General features: G+C 59.3%; 11 protein-coding genes. 6 read left to right on the top strand and 5 right to left on the bottom strand.

Going from position 1 to position 16,853, the window contains the following annotated elements:
- Positions 1–65: 65 nt before the first annotated feature.
- From Enr8_RS02315 to Enr8_RS02305, 3 genes are all read left to right on the top strand, one after another.
- The gene (locus tag Enr8_RS02315) at positions 66–1,898 is read left to right on the top strand and encodes an ABC transporter permease (protein ID WP_146429005.1); all 1,833 of its coding nucleotides are present in this window, start codon (positions 66–68) and stop codon (positions 1,896–1,898) included.
- The gene (locus Enr8_RS02310) at positions 1,895–3,580 is read left to right on the top strand and encodes a hypothetical protein (RefSeq protein WP_146429004.1); all 1,686 of its coding nucleotides are present in this window, start codon (positions 1,895–1,897) and stop codon (positions 3,578–3,580) included. The genes Enr8_RS02315 and Enr8_RS02310 overlap by 4 nt, the downstream gene beginning before the upstream one ends.
- Before the next feature lie 119 nt (positions 3,581–3,699).
- A complete protein-coding gene (locus Enr8_RS02305) occupies positions 3,700–5,577 on the top strand; it encodes a serine/threonine-protein kinase (protein WP_146429003.1) in 1,878 nt (625 codons plus the stop codon).
- A 1-nt stretch (position 5,578) separates the two neighbouring features.
- Here Enr8_RS02305 and Enr8_RS02300 read toward each other — a convergent pair whose 3' ends face one another.
- Complete coding sequence (locus Enr8_RS02300) at positions 5,579–8,269, bottom strand: secretin N-terminal domain-containing protein (RefSeq protein ID WP_146429002.1); 2,691 nt, start codon at positions 8,267–8,269, stop codon at positions 5,579–5,581.
- 618 nt (positions 8,270–8,887) lie between these two features.
- Between Enr8_RS02300 and Enr8_RS02295 the strand changes: the two genes are divergently transcribed.
- Positions 8,888–10,312 (top strand): RseA family anti-sigma factor, encoded by a 1,425-nt coding sequence (locus Enr8_RS02295; RefSeq protein WP_146429001.1) that lies wholly within the window; start codon positions 8,888–8,890, stop codon positions 10,310–10,312.
- A gap of 94 nt (positions 10,313–10,406) precedes the next feature.
- The gene (locus Enr8_RS02290) at positions 10,407–11,954 is read left to right on the top strand and encodes an RNA polymerase sigma factor RpoD/SigA (protein ID WP_146429000.1); all 1,548 of its coding nucleotides are present in this window, start codon (positions 10,407–10,409) and stop codon (positions 11,952–11,954) included.
- Between the two features lie 325 nt (positions 11,955–12,279).
- Here Enr8_RS02290 and miaB read toward each other — a convergent pair whose 3' ends face one another.
- The 3 genes from miaB to Enr8_RS25685 form a co-directional block, all read right to left on the bottom strand.
- A complete protein-coding gene (gene miaB, locus Enr8_RS02285; protein ID WP_146428999.1) occupies positions 12,280–13,707 on the bottom strand; it encodes a tRNA (N6-isopentenyl adenosine(37)-C2)-methylthiotransferase MiaB in 1,428 nt (475 codons plus the stop codon).
- Positions 13,708–13,774: 67 nt separating this feature from the next.
- Positions 13,775–13,987, bottom strand: coding sequence for a hypothetical protein (locus Enr8_RS02280; RefSeq protein WP_146428998.1), 213 nt, complete (start codon positions 13,985–13,987; stop codon positions 13,775–13,777).
- 52 nt (positions 13,988–14,039) lie between these two features.
- The gene (locus Enr8_RS25685) at positions 14,040–14,183 is read right to left on the bottom strand and encodes a hypothetical protein (protein ID WP_222434782.1); all 144 of its coding nucleotides are present in this window, start codon (positions 14,181–14,183) and stop codon (positions 14,040–14,042) included.
- 99 nt (positions 14,184–14,282) lie between these two features.
- Between Enr8_RS25685 and Enr8_RS02275 the strand changes: the two genes are divergently transcribed.
- Positions 14,283–15,209 (top strand): hypothetical protein, encoded by a 927-nt coding sequence (locus Enr8_RS02275; protein ID WP_146428997.1) that lies wholly within the window; start codon positions 14,283–14,285, stop codon positions 15,207–15,209.
- Positions 15,210–15,660: 451 nt separating this feature from the next.
- On the opposite strand, the gene Enr8_RS02270 is transcribed toward Enr8_RS02275, so the two are convergent.
- The gene (locus tag Enr8_RS02270; RefSeq protein ID WP_186767390.1) at positions 15,661–16,818 is read right to left on the bottom strand and encodes a hypothetical protein; all 1,158 of its coding nucleotides are present in this window, start codon (positions 16,816–16,818) and stop codon (positions 15,661–15,663) included.
- Positions 16,819–16,853: the final 35 nt, after the last annotated feature.

Genomic DNA, 16,853 nt, shown 5'->3' with positions numbered 1-16,853 from the left:
GTCGCGCTCCAGCGGCGACGCTTCATTCTCTCTCTTACTTGGCTTAGTTTAGGTAAAGCGATTCAATGGGAATCGAAAACGATATTTTCTCGCTGAACGACTGGCTGCTGCCCGGCGCCGATCACCTGGGCGGCTTGGTGGTCTTCTGTTCGGCGCTGGCGATCCTGGCGGTGGCCGGGGCCCTGATGGGGTTCATCGTCTCGTCGATTCGCAACGGCCCCTTCGAGGCGTTTTACGCCGTCGGGCGAACCGCGGTCGAAGCGGTGCCGGAACTACTGTCGATTTCGCCTCGTCGGGTTGGCGCGATGACTTGGCTCGCCTTCCAGGAAGCGATTCGCAAGCGAGCTTTGGTGGCGTTTGCGCTCTTTATGGTGGTGCTGCTCTTCTCGGGCTGGTACATCACCCCAACGTCGGAATCGCCGGTGCGGCTCTACTTGAGCTTTGTGCTGACCTTCCAAAACTGGCTGCTGCTGTTGATGTGCATCTTGATCAGCGTCTTCAGTCTGCCGGCCGACATTCAAAACAAGACGATCTACACGATTTACACCAAGCCGGTCCTCCACTGGGAAATCTTCCTGGGACGGCTGTTCGGCTACATCGGCGTCGGCTCGATCATGCTCGTCGCGATGGGGCTCTTCTCGTACGTCTTTCTCTACCGCGGACTCGACCACACGCATCAGGTCGATCCGCAAACGGTTACCGAGCTGACCACCGTCGATGAAACGACCGGCGACAAGCAGGTGATCGGCTGGGAAGGGGAAACGACCTACAACGTCGGTCATAGCCACCCCTTCACAATTGACGCCGAAGGAGACGGAGTCACCGCTCGCGAACGTCAGCACACTCACGAAGTGACCCGCAATGAGGACGGCACCTTCACGGTGTCGGGTCCGAAAGAAATGCTGCAGGCCCGCGTCCGCCACCTCGGCACGATTCGCTTCCTCGATCGAGGCGGCGAACCGGCCAAAAAAGGGATCAACGTCGGTAACGAATGGGACTACTACGGTCACATCGAAGGGGGTACCCTATCGGCCGCCGTCTTCACCTTCGACATGTCGGAAGACCTGTTGAACGAAGAAGGCGAACTGCCGCTCGAGTTCAACCTGCGAGTCTTCCGGACCTACAAGGGGGACATCGTCAGCGGCATTCGCGGTTCGTACTACTTCAAGCACCCCGACCTCGACATTCGCTCGCGAGCGGTTCCCTTTACCGCCAAAGAAGAAGCGGACGACATCCTGGTTTCGCGATCACAAGAGAATTCCGACATCGACCCGACGGCGCCCAATCTGGACTTGATCAAGGATCTGACTAACGCCGACGGCAAGCTGGAATTGGTGATTCAATGTTCGGAACGAGGCCAGTATTACGGCGTCGCCCAGAACTCGGTCTTCATCCTGAAAAGCAACGGCTCGTTCTTCTGGAACTTCGTCAAGGCTTACATCAGCATGTGGTTCCAGATGATCATGGTCATCACGTTCGGCCTGGTCTTCAGCACGTTCCTCAATGGACCGGTCGCCGCTCTGGCGTCGCTGATCGCCTTGGGTTACGGCTACTTCGCCGAGAGCGTTCGCCAGCTGGCCAACGGCGAGTGGTTCGGCGGCGGTCCGGTCGAATCGTCGATTCGCCTCTTCAATCAGAAAAACGTGATGGTCGACCTTGACGATGGCGCCTATGTGCCGATCGTCAAGTTTATCGACTCGCGGTTCTTCGACGCGTTACGCGTCATGGTGAACATGCTGCCTGACTACACGCAGCTGGATACGCATCGATTCGTCGTCGACGGCTATAACATTCCGGGCGTCGTGATGATTCAACAATTGTTGATCGTCTTCGCCTTTTTCGTCTGCCTGGTGACGACAGGTTACTTCTTCCTGAAAACGCGGGAGATCGCCGGATGAAAAGCGATTCATTTCGTCGCAAGATCATCTATGGGGCTTGCATTGTCGGCCTGTTGATTCTGAACTCTTTTTTGAGTCAGCCGCCGACCGGGCCCGATAGCCCTGGCGGCTTGCTCGCGCAGAAACGAGCCGAATACCGCATCGCCAAAGCCGAACTGGGGGAGATCGATCCGACCAGCGAAGCGATGCGTCTGAGCATGCTGGGGATGGACGGCATCGCGACGCTGATCCTGTGGAATCAGCTGAACGAATACCAGAAGACCGAGCAGTACGATCACGTCAACGCGATCTGCGAACAGATTACGCACCTGAACCCCCACTTCCTTAGTGTGTGGGAATACCAGGCCTGGAACTTGTCGTACAACATCTCGCGTGAGTTCGACAACTATCGCCACCGCTATCTGTGGGTCAAGAAGGGCCTGGAGTATCAGATGGCCGGTACGAAGTACAACTTCGACGAACCGAAATTGATGAACTCGGTCGCCCACTTCTTCGGCATCAAGTTTGGTTATGCAGACGAGAAGGCGCAGTACCGCGAAATCTTCCCCGAAGACGAAGAGTTCCACATCGAGATCGACGAGTACCTCAGCAAGGCAGGCTCTAGCGTCGAGCAAAACGCCGTCGGCGTCGGCAATAAGCCTGACAACTGGCTGGTCGCTCGCCTTTGGAACCAATGGGCCGAACGGGTCGTCGACACCGGCGCCGGCAAAATCGGCAATGCGTCGCCGGCGATCTTCTTCTCCAATTCGCCGAAGCGGATGATGAGCTTCGCCGAGTTCATCGAGAAAGAAGGCGCCATCGGCGACACCGCGCAGACCGCGTGGCAAAAGGGCAATGACGAATGGACCGGCGACTACGGCGATCGCGACTTGCCGACCAGCTGGGGCATTCCGGTCAAGCTGAACGACTTTAAGCGGTACGCCGATCAACTGAAAACGCTGCACGCGCGCTCGAAAGAGCTGGTCGGCCCGATCGAACAAACGATCCGCGAAAAGAAGAAAGCCGAACTGCCGGCCGATCAAGCCACCGCGCTTGCGATTCCGGCGGAAGGTCGAACCGGCGAACAAGCGCTGGCCGCTCGCAAAGCGAAAGAGGCGATCAAGCCGACCTCGCAAGAGATCATCAAGCAGATCAAGGATCCGAAGTTGGCGCTGGAGTTCCGCCGTTTGGCGCGTGACATTACCGACCTCGAATTCCTGCAAGGGATTATCGACAAGCAAAAAAGCGTCGTCCATTTCGACTACTGGAACACCCGTTCCTCGACCGAAATGACCGACCGGGCGATCAAGGCCCGCAGCCTCGTCTACCAGGCCAACCAGGCCTTCGAGGAAGCGAACTTGGTCGAAGCTCGCGACTTGTACGATCAAGCCTGGACGTTGTGGGCCGAGATCTACAAAGAGCACCCCGATCTGAAGGACGACGCCGCCAGCGGCGACTTGTCGGATGACCTGAAGACCTACGCCCAACTGCTGGAACAGCTTGGCGAAACGTTGCCGGCCGACTTCCCGCTGATGGACTTGATGGAAATCCATATTGAGGGCTTCCAGCGTCCGGCGCCTCCGGCCTCAGCGCCGAAGGACGACTCGGCTGAAGAGTCTTCGGAACCGATGGAAGAACCGGCGGCCGAAAAACCAGCCGACGAAAAGCCGGCCGAAAAACCGATGACCCCGGCCGCGGAATAGCTTCCTGCGAAAAAAACGCGTATTCTTAACAGCGGCGGAGCCCCAAACTCCGCCGCTTGTTTTTGCGCGTCCTTGGCGCCATCCTCTTCCACTCGCTTTTCTTCCATCGACACGCGCCCATGTCTGACGAAAAATTTGGCCCGTATGTGATTCATGAAACGCTCGGCCGCGGCGGTATGGGAACGGTCTACGTCGGCGTGGATGAGCGAACCGGCGACCGGGCCGCGATCAAGGTGCTGCATGGCGGTTCGGCTCGCGGCGGAGCTCGCGAACGGTTCGAGCGCGAAATCGAAACGCTCAAGACGCTCCGGCATCCGCATATCGTTCGCCTGTTCGGCTACGGCGAAGAACCGGCCGGCATGTTCTATGCGATGGAACTTGTCGAGGGACACAGCCTGGCCGAACTGATTCAGCGGAAACGAGACTACACCTGGCGAGAAGCGTTTGAGATCGGCTTGGCCATCGCGCAAGGTCTAAAGCATGCCCATGACTTCGGCGTCATTCACCGCGACGTGAAGCCGGCGAACATCCTGATCGATAAAGATGGCAACGTCAAAATCTCCGACTTCGGCATCGCCCGGCTGTTTGGCGCCACCGGCGTCACCGCAGACGGCGGCATCATCGGCACCGCCGACTTCATGGCGCCGGAGCAAGCGTTCGGCGATCCGGTCAGCCCCCGCAGCGATCTCTACAGCTTGGGCGCCGTCATCTATGCGATGCTCGCCAAACAACCGCCGTTTCGGGCGAAGACGGTGACCGAAGCGCTCGACAAGCTCCGCTATTCCGAGCCGCCGCCGATCGATCGACTCTGCGACGGCGTACCGACCGACGCGGCGGATATCATTCATCGGCTACTCGAGAAGCGGCCGCGCGATCGCTATCCCACGGCGACGGCGGTGATTCGCCGGATCGAAGCGCTGCTCGAATCCGAGATTCCGGACGAAGAGGCGTTTCTCATCGAATCGGCCGTGATCGAAACGCAAACGCCGGAGATGGACGACTACCGGCTGAAGGGTCCCGCCAGCGATTCAGCCCAGTTGATCGCTGCCGACGAAACGCGGATCGCCCCAGAACAAGAATCGCCCGAGCCGCCGACGCCCCCTGGCCAAACCAAGCACTTCACCACGGTTGCCCAGGATCGCAAGTCAGGCCGCTATTTCACCAGCGACCCGGAGCCCGTCTCCTCTTGGCGGACCCACCTGCAAACCGGCCTGATCGCGCTGGCGTTGATCGTGATCGTGGTCCTGATTTTCTGGCTCCCCCGCTCTCCTTCGGCGGACGTCATGTTCGAGCAACTCTCGATGGCGGTCGACAACGGCCAACTCGATGAGTCGGGCGATCAGATCGAGCGATTTCTCACCACCTATCCCGAAGACCCGCGGACCGAAGAAGTGGAAGCATGGCAGGAAGAGCTCAGCCTGAATCGCCGTGAACGACGCTATCGACTGACTATGCAACTGGGGCAAAAGTCGGATACGTTCGACGCAGTCGAGATCGCCTACATCGACGCTCTTCGACTGGTCGACGCCAATCCAGAAGAAGCGGCCGCCAAGATGCGGGCCTTGCTTGCCGTCTATGGTCCGCCCGAACGGATGAGCGGCGACGCTGGCCGCTGTTTAGTTTTGGCCGAGCGCCGATTGGCTCAGCTGGAGAAACAACTGGCCGACACGAGCAGCAAGCAACTGGCCGAAATTGGCGCTCGCCTGATCGCCGCCAGTAAACTGGCCGAGGAAGATCCGGACCAAGCGCGACAGATCTATCAAGGGCTGATCAGTCTTTACGGAGACAAGCCCTGGGCCTGGGAAGCGATGGAGAAGGCCCAATCAGCGCTCGAGAAACTTCCCCTGCCGAAACCCACTGAAGAACCTGTCGCCGAACCGACGGAAGAATCTGCGGAAGCCCCGTCAACGACCGAACCTCCCGCGACCGAAGCGGAAGCGGAAGATGCATCGCCGGAGGAGACCGCCGAGCCGCCGGCCAGCGAGGATGCCAAGTAACTTACCGCACGACCTGCACCGCCCCTTCTTGGCCGGGCTTAATCTGCGGCTGTCCATTTTGCGGGCCGCGTTGGTTGGGGGCCTGCGGGTTTTCTTTCTGCTGGCTCATCAGTTTGTCGAGAGCATCTCGAATTTTCTGCGGGTTGCCGGCGCCGCTAAGCGTGATCACTCGCGTCGTCGAAACCGGCTTGGCCAGTTCATCTACGCGTTTGATCATGTCAGTGACCAACGTCATCAGGCTCTCCCCCTCGGTCGAGATGAGCAGCGTGTTCGAGACGTTATCGATGCCGATCGAGAGCTTTCCTTGAAACGTAATTCGCGTCGGGGCCGTCGGGTTGCTGTCGTCGCCAAAAAAGGAGGAGCGGCCGCTGCGACTCGATCCTTGCCGCTGTTCGCCGCCCGGTTGGTTTTGCTGCAGCGCCTTGTCGTTGGACGACAGCAAGTCGCGGAAGACTTCTTTCACCGCGTCCGCAATCACCGAGGCCCTGGAGTAACGAACCTGATAGATCGAGTTGATCCGGGCAGTCTGCGAAGTGACTGGCTCTTGCTTGTCGTACAGTTCGATCAAGTCAGCGATCGTCTTCAGTTGATCATGATCGGCGCCCTGCACGACGATCGTATTGGTGTCGATGTCATAGATGAACTTCAGTGGACGTCGATTCGACAGACGTAACGGATCTTCTTGCTTCGACTCTTCCGGAATTCCGTACCACCAGCGGCGGAACGAATCGTCGGAGTCGTCCCCCTCTTTCTCTTCAAAGAACTCTTCCAGGTTGAGCGTTACCCATGAGGCCGAGGCGTAGTTGAGCTTAAAGACATGCCAATTCTTCGGCGGCGGCGCCAGTTCACGGACGAGATCCTCAAATCGATTCAACGCCTCGGCGTCGGCCGAACTGATCATCAGTTGCCCCTGTTCGTCGAGCCCAATCTGAATCGGGGGGGCCGCTTTCGTCTTCGGCGGAGCCTCAGGCTCGACCGCCGGATTGGCCGCAACCACGGTTGTTCGCTCTTGCGCGAAATGAAACTTCCCCGGCGACAAGCTGGTCGCTTTGTCTTCGGTTCCCGCGGGCGGATCCTCTTCTTCCGTCGCCTCTTCTTCGTTCGTCCCATTGTCGGTCGGCAAGTCAATCTGGAGCGGATTTGATGCAGCGCCTGGCCAAAGCTTTTCCACTCGTTGGATCAGCTCCTGAGCCGCTTTGGCGTCGCCGACATTGATGCGACGCACCAGATCGCCAGGCGCCCCCGCTTCCGGAATCTCTCCGAGCTGCACCAGCAGTTTGTTGACTTCCTGCAACTCGATCTCGTTCGCCCACAGCAGCAGCCGATTGCTGATCACGTCGGCATCGACGCGAAACATATCCTCATCCTCGTCCTCTTCCTGATTGCGGCCGCCGTAACCATAGCCGTAGTAGGAATAGCTGCGTCGGTTGTTATCGTCTTTCTTTTCTTCTTTGCCCATCATGAACCGGATCGTCCCGGCGACGTAATCGGCCTTCAAACGCCGCAGCGAAATCACCTTGAACTGCCGCCCCGAACCATCCAGCTTCTCGATTAGCTTTTTGACTTGCTGCTGATCTTTCGGACCAGCGATCGCGACGACCGCCTTGTTCTTTTCGTCGGCGTAAAGCACGGTCGCCGGGTCGAGACCGCCGGTCTCTTCCAGCACCTTGATCACCGTCTTCGGATTGAGTTGATCGAGCCGATAGATCTGCATGTCGTCGAAGCCTTCGCCGCCGGTCAATTGACCATCCTTCGGAACGTCAAGCATCCGCACCGCTTGCGATACCAAGACGATCCGGTTGGGCGGGCCATAGGCGATCAGGCTGTTGTTGCGCGGGTTAATGATCAGCTGCAGCTCTTCGTCGCCGCCACTGCCGCCGCTCCGCGGCTTCTTGCCACCTTGCTGCTGCATTTGTTGCATCTGCTGCTGCATTTGCTGTTGCATCTGCTGCAACATCTGCATTTGGTCGCGCCCCATCGCCACTCGCGTTCCGGACGGTTGAGATATTCCCAACAGCAGTTCGATTTGCGCCTTCACATCGGCGGCGCGGGTGAACCGCAACGGAAACTGCAGCATGTTGGTCGACTGCACGGCGCCCGACTGCTCTTCCTGCAGCACATGGTAGATGTCGCGCAAGTTCGCCACCGCATCGAGCGTCTCCAAGCGATTGGAGGTCGAGAGCGCCGTCATCTTGCCATGCGGGCTGAGCATCGGCTTCAACTCTTCGACCGCCGTCGCGGCGATCAGCCAGCTGAGCGGAAACGAAACTTTAACGAACTCGTGCGAATCGCGATAGCGCAGGTCTTCGGGATGAACCCGCGGTACCGTCGCCGGGTCGAGCTTTTCCAGTTTCGTGACGACCAGGCCGTCTTGCTGTCGCAGAATGGTATAGCCGCGCATCATCAGCCGCTCGTTCAGCAGATCGCGAACTTCGTCGACGGCATACGGTCGCTGCGTCGTCAGGTTCAGATAATCACCGGGGAGCTCTTGCCAGTCGAGACTGGTACCCGAGATCTCGGCGAGCCAGTCGAGGACCGCTTTCCACGATTGTCCCCGAAAGCTGAACTCCACTTTCCCCTTCAGATCAGGACGGACCGCCAACTCTTCAGGATTGGCCTTCTCTGGCGGATCGTCGGGACGCTGGATCGGCTCGCCCGGCTTGGGCGCAGCGTCAGACGGCTTCTCCCCCATTGGCTGTATTCCGTCCGGTTTTGCGGCGTCCGCTTTCTTTCCGTCGGGCTTGGTTTCGCTCGGTTTTTCGCCGGTGACAGGCTTGGCGGCTGGCGGTAGACTTCCGCCGGCGCTGGGCCGAGCCTACCTCGACCGCGGCGCCAGGGGTCGCTTCCACCGCCTTGATGTCTTTCGCCTGGGCGAAAGCGGAGGAGGCGCAAGCAAGGACGAGCAAGGCTGTGAGAAGTCTAACTATTTGGGAGAGCGCAGGTTGTTGCATGATGGGGGTCATGAGCGATGGGGCCAACGAAGCTCACTGAACGCACCCACTGTACCACGACAGAGGGCCCCAAGCACCTTCATTGTAGGATTTAGGGGGACGATTTCCTAAAACAAGACGATTGGCGCCAGCACTTGGTTTTCAAAAAAACTTCGAACCGCAAGCCTGCGTTAACCCCTTATTTGCGATACACTTACTACCACAGCTTAACCTCTTGTAAATCTTCTTCCGGTCGGAAGGAACTTTTGGATGACAGGCCCCGTCTCTATATCGAATCGCGGGGCCTGATTCGCCTGGGGCCAGCGAGTTGTGCGCGGTAACTTTGCTGGCGAAGTCAACTTTGCACTTAAGCCGAAACCATGAACGCCGGGATCCCTGAAGAACTGCTATCGGCTTATCTCGACGGCCAACTTGGCCGAGACGAGGTGCAGCGCGTCGAAGCTGCTCTAGCCGCGACGCCCGCCCTTCAGAAACGTCTCCAGAGCCTGGCGACGACTCGCGATGCGGTGCGTAGCTTGCCGCAAGCGACGGTCGGTCGCGATCTGACCGGCGACATCTTCGCGGAAATTACCCGACGCAGCAGCCAACAGGCCGCCGCGCCGGCGGAAGTTGATCTTCGTCCCACCCCGGCGACCCGCGTTTCGGACCGTCATCGCCGTTCGGCCAGTCGGTCGTGGCAATGGATCGGCGTCGCCGCTGCCGCGGTCGTCGTCGCGCTGCTTGCCGCACCTGCCTTCCTGGGGAAGGATCAAGACGCCAACAACAGCCCAGTCGCGATCGTCGATCCAAAAGATCAGCCGATCGAACCAGCCATTGCACCCATCGAAGATGCCGTGAAACCGGTTCAACCGGCGGCGGTCGTCGAGCCGACCGAACATACTCCTGGCTTTACCGAGCTGATGGGGACGGGCAATTCGACCGAGAATTCAGATAATTTGGACAATTCACGCTCGAAGGCCGATCGAAAGCCGGGCGGATTGCGTATAAAGATCACGTCGAATACCTCCGACGCCGAAAAATCGCCTGCCGAGATGGAAACCAAGCCGCTTGGCGCTGGTTCCCTGGCTCGTTCAATCCCCGACCTATCGGAGAAGATTGATACGGTCTTCGCTCGATTTGAGCAGCCGACCGATTTTTCCGCGGACTATCGGAGACAACTTCTAGCTCTGATCGCTACAGAGCAGGAAATGTCGGACGCGGAAGTGATTGCGGGTTTACGAAAGTTGCCGCAAGCTTTGCGTTCGGGCGGCGAAGAGTTGACTGACCTCATTTCCAAACTTGATTTGAATGAGGACAATCAACTGCAAGGAAGCGAACTGGCTAGCGCCTTGGCCGAGGCTCGTTTTCACGAGACCGAAGCGGGACGACAAACGGCTCGCATTTTCTTCCGAATTGACGACAATCACGATGGCGTATGGACCGACGAAGAGGTGACGAAGAACGTTCGCCTGGCCGGCGGTTCGGACCAAGAATTCACGCGAAAGATTCGCTTATGGGATCAAAACCACGACGGCGTGGTGAATTTCGTGGAGGCGGAGTTTAGCGCTCAAGCGCTACAGCGTGAGTTCCAACGGATTGAAAGCAAGCTTTACGATTCGCAAATTCTGGCCCAGGCCCAACGCCTAATCGCTTCGTCGGATCGAAGCGGAGACGGCGTCCTTTCTGGTCGCGAACTGACCAAAGCCCTGGAATCGCCCGAAGTTGCCGCGGCTGCACAAGATCGTAAGACCTTGTCGCTGCGAGAGCTTTACTTGCACCTGGAATCGATCGCGCTCGGACTCTAAGCCGCGATTATCACCTCGCCGCCCGATATACATTGCAGTGCTGGTCCGCCAGACGCGCTGGGGCGGCGCTGCAACGCTAGAAGGAGCGAGTGCGATGTTGCAGGCATCTCGAAATGCGGAGCCCCACGATTCTGGTGGTTTGGATTGGATCACCGGCCAATCGATTCGCGGTTCTTCGCCAGACGCTACCGAGTCGAACTCGGCATGGCGCGAATCCCCGGACGAAGACGCGCCTGCAAAGAAGGTCGCTTCCTCAACAACGGATGACAACTGGGACGAGGACGCCCTCCGCCGCTACTTGAACGAGATGTCTCGCTCGGCGCTCTTAACCGTCGAAGAGGAGCGTCAGGCCGCCGATCGCGTCGTCAACGCGCGCCGCAAGTTTCAGCGGCGGTTGTTTGGCTGCGGCGTCGCCGTCAAGAAAGTCGAAAAGCTGATCGTCGAAACGCTCGACGGTTCGCGACGACTCGATCGCACGTTCGAGGTGACCGTCACTTCCGCCGCCTTGAAGCAGGCCGAGCTAAAGAAACTGCAGCAGGCGCTGGCGAAACTTCGCGACGCAAAACGCCAAAACGCCGACGACCTGACGATCCTGCTCGCGCCCAAGCCGGCGAAGCGTCGTAATGACGCGATCGAACGACTGCTGCGGCGACGGTATCAAACGGCGATCTTGATCGAAGGGCTCAACCTTCGCATCAAGTTCATCCCCGAGATCCTGACGCGGATCCGTAAACTAACGAGCGAACTCACCCAGCAACGTCCCGAATTGCGTGAATCAGGCGGTCTGCAACTTCCGCAGTCAGGCGGCGGCGCTGAAGTCTGGGTCGAGAAATACCAGGAGTTTCCCGAGACGCTCGTCTGGCAGTATCCCCGCATCCATCAGGCTCACGAGGCCCTCGGCCGCGCTCAGCGGAAAATCACTTCCGCCAATTTGCGGCTGGTCGTATCGATCGCCAAATCGTTTCGCGGACGCGGGCTCAGCTATCTCGATCTGATCCAAGAGGGGAACCTCGGTCTGATGCGGGCCGTCGAAAAATTCGATCCTTCGCTTGGCTACAAGTTCGCCACGTACGCGACCTGGTGGATTCGTCAGGCGATCATGAAAGGGATCGCCGATCAGGCCCGCACCATTCGTCTGCCGGCGCGAATGCAAGATCGCATTCAAAAGATCAACGTCGCCAAAGCGACCCTATCGCAAGAGCATAGCAGCGAACCGCCGGTCGAGATGACCGCTCAATTGGCGAAGCTATCGGAACGGGACGTGATCGCAGCCGATCGACTGGGACGCACCATCATGTCGCTCGACGCCGCATCCAGCGATGACGACACGATCGGCGACATCTTGCCGGCGGCCGACTCGTATTCTCCCGATGACGAAAAACATCGTCTATCGCAAGCGATCAATCAACTGCTGGCCGAATTAAGCGGTCGCGAACAAGATATCGTCCGCCGACGTTTCGGCCTTTACGACGGTCGGGTGCAAACGCTGGAAGAAGTCAGCCAGGCGTTCTCGGTCACCCGCGAACGAATCCGCCAGATCGAAGCGGCGGCGCTACGCAAATTGCGACAACCGAATTTGATCCGCAAGCTCGACGACTTGCTTGAGATGCAGGTGCATCAAGCGACCGGCGGATCGTTTTAGCACGCAAATCGTAGCCCGAGGCGCGAGCCGAGGGAATGCGTTTGGCTAAATGACGAATACCGAAACCAGAATGACGAAGATGGATGGTTAGCAGTCCGTTGATTTTCTCGACGGACTGCGTGATCGCAGGAATGCGATCCCAAAATAGCGACGTCTGTCGTTATTTTGCGAGCCGCGAAGAGCTACGCTCTGAGCCTGGCGAGGTTGAAAAATGCCACGGTGGCATTTTTCAACAGGCTGTTAGTCATTCGAGCTTCGGCATTTGTCGTTTCGCGGATACCACATTCCCTCGGCTCGCGCCTCGGGCTACGATGGCTGACTTCGCTTAACCCAGCATGTAGACTTCTGACCCGCATTCTTGCGTGATCACTTCGCCGAACAACGTATGGGCGGCGGTGTCGTAGATGGCGACCGGCAAGATCTGGCCGATCTGGCGGCGGTTGCCGTCGAAGACGACAATGCGGTCGCAGTGGGTACGCCCGGTCAATTGGACGACCGGCGAGTCTTCGGCGCCTTCTTTGCGAGCCGCCGTCTTGCTGATCCCTTCGACCAACACTTCGACCGTGTTGCCGACCTGCTTTTGATTGTCTTCCAGGCTGATCCGGTTTTGGATCTCCAGCAGCGTATTGTTACGCTCCTGCTTCACCTTTTGCGGCACGTCGTCGATGAATAGCTCAGCGCCGCGGGTTCCTTCCCGTTCGCTGTACTTGAAGATAAAGCTGTTCTTGAAGCGGCACTCTTCGACCAGGTCGACCGTCATCTGGAAGTCTTTGTCAGTCTCGCCACAAAAGCCAACGATAAAGTCGCTGCTGACCGCAGCGCCCGGCACGCCTTCGCGAATGCGGTGCATCATCTCGCGGTATTGCTCGACCGTGTATCCTCGCTTCATCCGCTTCAGCACTTCGTTCGAGCCGCTTTGGACGGGCACATGCAGATAGGGCGAAACCTTCTCGAGTTCACGCACGGCGGTCAACAGTTCGTCGGTCATATCCTTCGGATAGTTGGTGACGAACTTGATGCGGCGAATCCCTTCGATCTCGTGAATCGCACCCAATAGGTCGGCCAGATTCCAAGTCTTGCCGGCGGCGTCGGTTCCGCGATAGCTGTTGACCGTCTGGCCGACGAGCGTGATCTCCACGGTCCCCTGCTCGGCCAGATGACGCGTCTCGGACACGATATCTTCAGGTGAACGACCTTGCTCCGGACCGCGAACGCTAGGCACGATGCAGTAGGTGCAGAACTTGTCGCAGCCGATTTGAATCCGGACATAAGCCTGAAACGGCGTCGGCCGCATTTCTGGATCACGTAGCGGATCGAAGCTCTCGTGACTGCGGGCGATCTCGGCCCGCGAGCCATCCTTGCGCCCCAGGCTAACTTCGATCTGACGTCCTTCGCCGGCGGCGACCTTGTCGATCAAGCTGGGGATTTGATGCAGTTGCCCCGGTCCAACAACCAGGTCGACGTAGGGCGCCCGCTGGAAGATCTTCTTCTGGTGATTCTGGGCCATGCAGCCCATCACGCCGATGATTTTTTCGGGGTGGCTCGCCTTCAGATCGCGGAGCACGCCCAAGTGGCTGTAGGTCTTGTTCTCGGCCTGTTCGCGAACGCTGCAGGTATTGAAGAGCAGCGTGTCGGCGTCTTCCGGCTTGGTGGTCAGTTCGTACCCTTGCTGGCGCAAGCTGGCGACCACTAGCTCGCTATCGAGCATGTTCATCTGACAGCCGACGGTATCGATATAAAGACGTTTGGGCATGGATCAAATCGTTCGGAAGCGGGTCGAGCGCCGCAGCCAAGGCGGCGATAAATGGAACAGTCGGCAGCTAGGCGGCGTCGCGCGATTTTTCCAGCAACTGCTCGAATGCAGTTTGACGCTTCGCCTCTTCGTCGCGCCGCTTTTGCTTTTTCATCGCTTCAACGGCGCGCTGATGTTCTTCGTCAAAGGCTTTTCGCAACTGGGATGTTAATGCGTTGCGCCGCTGTCGCATGAAGCGCACCAGCGTCATCACGGCGCAATAAGCCGCGATCACATACAAAATCAATTCCCACTTTGACATACCGGGCTCCCATCCTTGGTCCCAAACCTCACTATATTAACGGAAAATAGGGGGGCGTAGCGAGAGGGAATCCTGTTTCGACCCGCGGGAAACCGATGTCGGCGCCGGCGCCGGCGCCGCTGTCGCCGACTCCCCAAAGGCGCCACAAAGCGAGCCCATTGCGTAAAAACGTCATAATCACTCAACTCTTCCTGACCCCTGCCCCGATCAACAAGATGTCGGAATAGTCGCGCGCCTATGTCAGGCCGCACATCTGTTTGGGGGGTTAGTTGCTATGAACAGGACGCAAGCGAAGGACCGAGCGCGGCGAGTCATCGCTTCGGTTTGCGCCTACGGCTGTACGATTGTCTTAACAATCACCGTTTTGACCGCTTCCGCCAGCGCCCAGTCGCGCTGGTCGTCGCAGTCATCCAATCCGGCTGTTGCGGCCCCTGCCGCCACGCCCGCCCCTGCTCCGACGGCGACAGCGCCCCGCGCTACCTCGCCGGCTGCTGCACCGACAACAACGGCAGTTCCCGCGGATCCGGCCCCGGCGCCGACCTATCCCGCGCATCAAACTGCCGCCGCGCCGAATTCGCAATCGCTGCCGCCGGTCCCCGGACTGCGTCGCTTGCCCCCGGTCGAGCAGGAAACGACCAACCCGGCGATCGCCGGCACCACCAACCCGCCCAGCGAACGAACCGCCGAGCCGATTGACTGGCGCCGCCCGACGATGGTGATGGGCCCCGTTCCCGGCGAAGCGACGCCGCACGCGTCGCCGGTTCGCTTGATCAGCAATATGGCCCCAGCGCCGGAGCAGCAACCGGTCCGAACGCCAAGCGTCGCGACCAACAACAGCGTCGCCGAGATCATCCCGGCTCATACGACGCCCGAGAATGGCGCTACGCCGACAGAAACCAAGCCTGTCGCCTCGACCCCGGTCGAAACCGAACCGACGTCGACGCAGCCGACCGTCACCTCACGTTATGCCGCCGCTCCCGCGCCAGCGGTGACCGTTCCGACCACCACCAGCAAGATCACGCCTCGCTATGCAGCCAAGACCGAGCTGGCCAATCCTGCCGAGAAGAGCCTGCAACCGCCGGCCGACAAGCCGCACTTTGCTCGCGTCACCGACGAGTCGCTCGCTTCGCCGGCGCCGGAAGATGGTCTCTCGCCGATCTACGTTTGCCGTTTGCTTGGCTTGAAGGCGGCGAAGAAGTAGGCAGCGTTCTCTCCTCTCGAAGAGGAACGCGGTGGGTAGAACGTGCGGCAAGCGAGACGCTTTCCGATTGCCGCAGAAATCGCGTGCGTCTCCAACCTTCTGCTTGCGGACGCATTGTTGGGCCAGCGCTTCGCTGCACCCGACCTACACCTAGCAGTCCGTGGATTTTCTCGACGGACTGCGTGATCGCACGGATGCGATCCCAAAATAACGACGTAAGTCGTTATTTTGCGAGCCGCGAAGAGCTATGCTCTGAGCCTGGCGAGGTTGGAAAATGCCACGATGGCATTTTTCAACCGGCAGCTAAGACCAGATGCCGCGGGACCGTCGTACGAATCGCTCTCTCGTTACCAAAGCGTGGTACAGATCTTCCACGCTTGCAGCAGGTCTGACCGCATTCGGTCGGCTTGCGCCTCGGACTACGATTGGGTGGCGCTGGTCCACTGTTGTTCTAACGCTGCAGGACTGATTGGCCTGGTCCCAGCGATGTTCGCGGGGGTGCGTTATAGCGAACCGGATTGGCGTTGGCTGGCTGCAGCATCTGTCGGCTGGGCGCCAATTGCGGGCCAGTTGGTTGTTCGGCGACGTAGACCGGCGGGTCGAACGACGGGTTCTCGGCGAACGCTTCGGCCGGGGTCGGAACCGGAGGTTGTGCGCCGGCCGGGATCGGCTCAACGGCCGATTGTCGCCACAAGGCCATCAACGTCCGGGGACCTCGGCTGGCTGCCGTCGGTCCCTGTTGCGGCGGCTCGACCGAGCGGAATGACGCGATCGTCTGGCGGGCCGCGGCCAACAGTTCGTCGGTCGAACACTGGGCCGCTCTCTGATAGTAGGGTGACAGGGCCGTCTTCCCAACCGGCAACGCCCCTTCTGGAAATTCGGGGCGATCGTAGTTTTGTTCGGGACGTTCAAACAGTTGTCCGCAATCGCAGCAATGGGCGAGCGCTTCGACCGCCATCATCCGCACGCGAGGAGAATTCTCGGAAGGGTTGCCATCTTTGTCGCTGCCTTCGGCACAAATTCGGAGCGCTTCGCACGCCGCCTTGGTAATTGTGCGGGCCTGAGCGAATGCGATCGCCGCTTGAAAGCGAACGCACTCGCTGCGGTCGGAACGCAAGCTGGAGATGAGCGCCGCCTCAGCTTCCGGATACCAGTGCCAGTCGACGCAAGCAAGTTCTTTAACCGCAGCCACGCGGGCTGGCACTTGCGCCTGATCGGCGGCGATTTTCGCGGCGGCGGCTTGCGCTGGCGAAACGGGTTGGCCGTTCGGCCCAACGCCGTTGGCGATTCCCTGTTGCACCTGGTTGTAGACGCTATTGCATGGCGGGGGCAGCAAACCGCCGGTCATCATCGTCACCGGAGCGAATGAGTCATGCAGAAAATGACCGAAAGCTGAATTGCAGCAGCTGGCATGCTTCGCTTCCAGGCAAGAACAAATCTCACTGAAAAAACCGCCCCCGGCGGCGGATGGAACCGGCGCAATTGGATAGGCGGATGTGGCGCTGGCGGCGCTAGTGGCGGCTGTGCTAACTCCGGGAATGTCCTGCGCAGGACAGAGACTGGCCGCAAACAACAGGGCCGGCAATACGGCAGCTAGCAATCGTCGCATGTTTTCCTACCTTCCAACGAGAATCTTCAAGCGGA

It is taken from the genome of Blastopirellula retiformator (genome assembly GCF_007859755.1).
GTDB classification, from domain to species: Bacteria; Planctomycetota; Planctomycetia; order Pirellulales; family Pirellulaceae; genus Blastopirellula; species Blastopirellula retiformator.
Note: the sequence above shows the minus strand (reverse complement) of the source record. Positions and strands in the feature narration are given on the sequence as shown.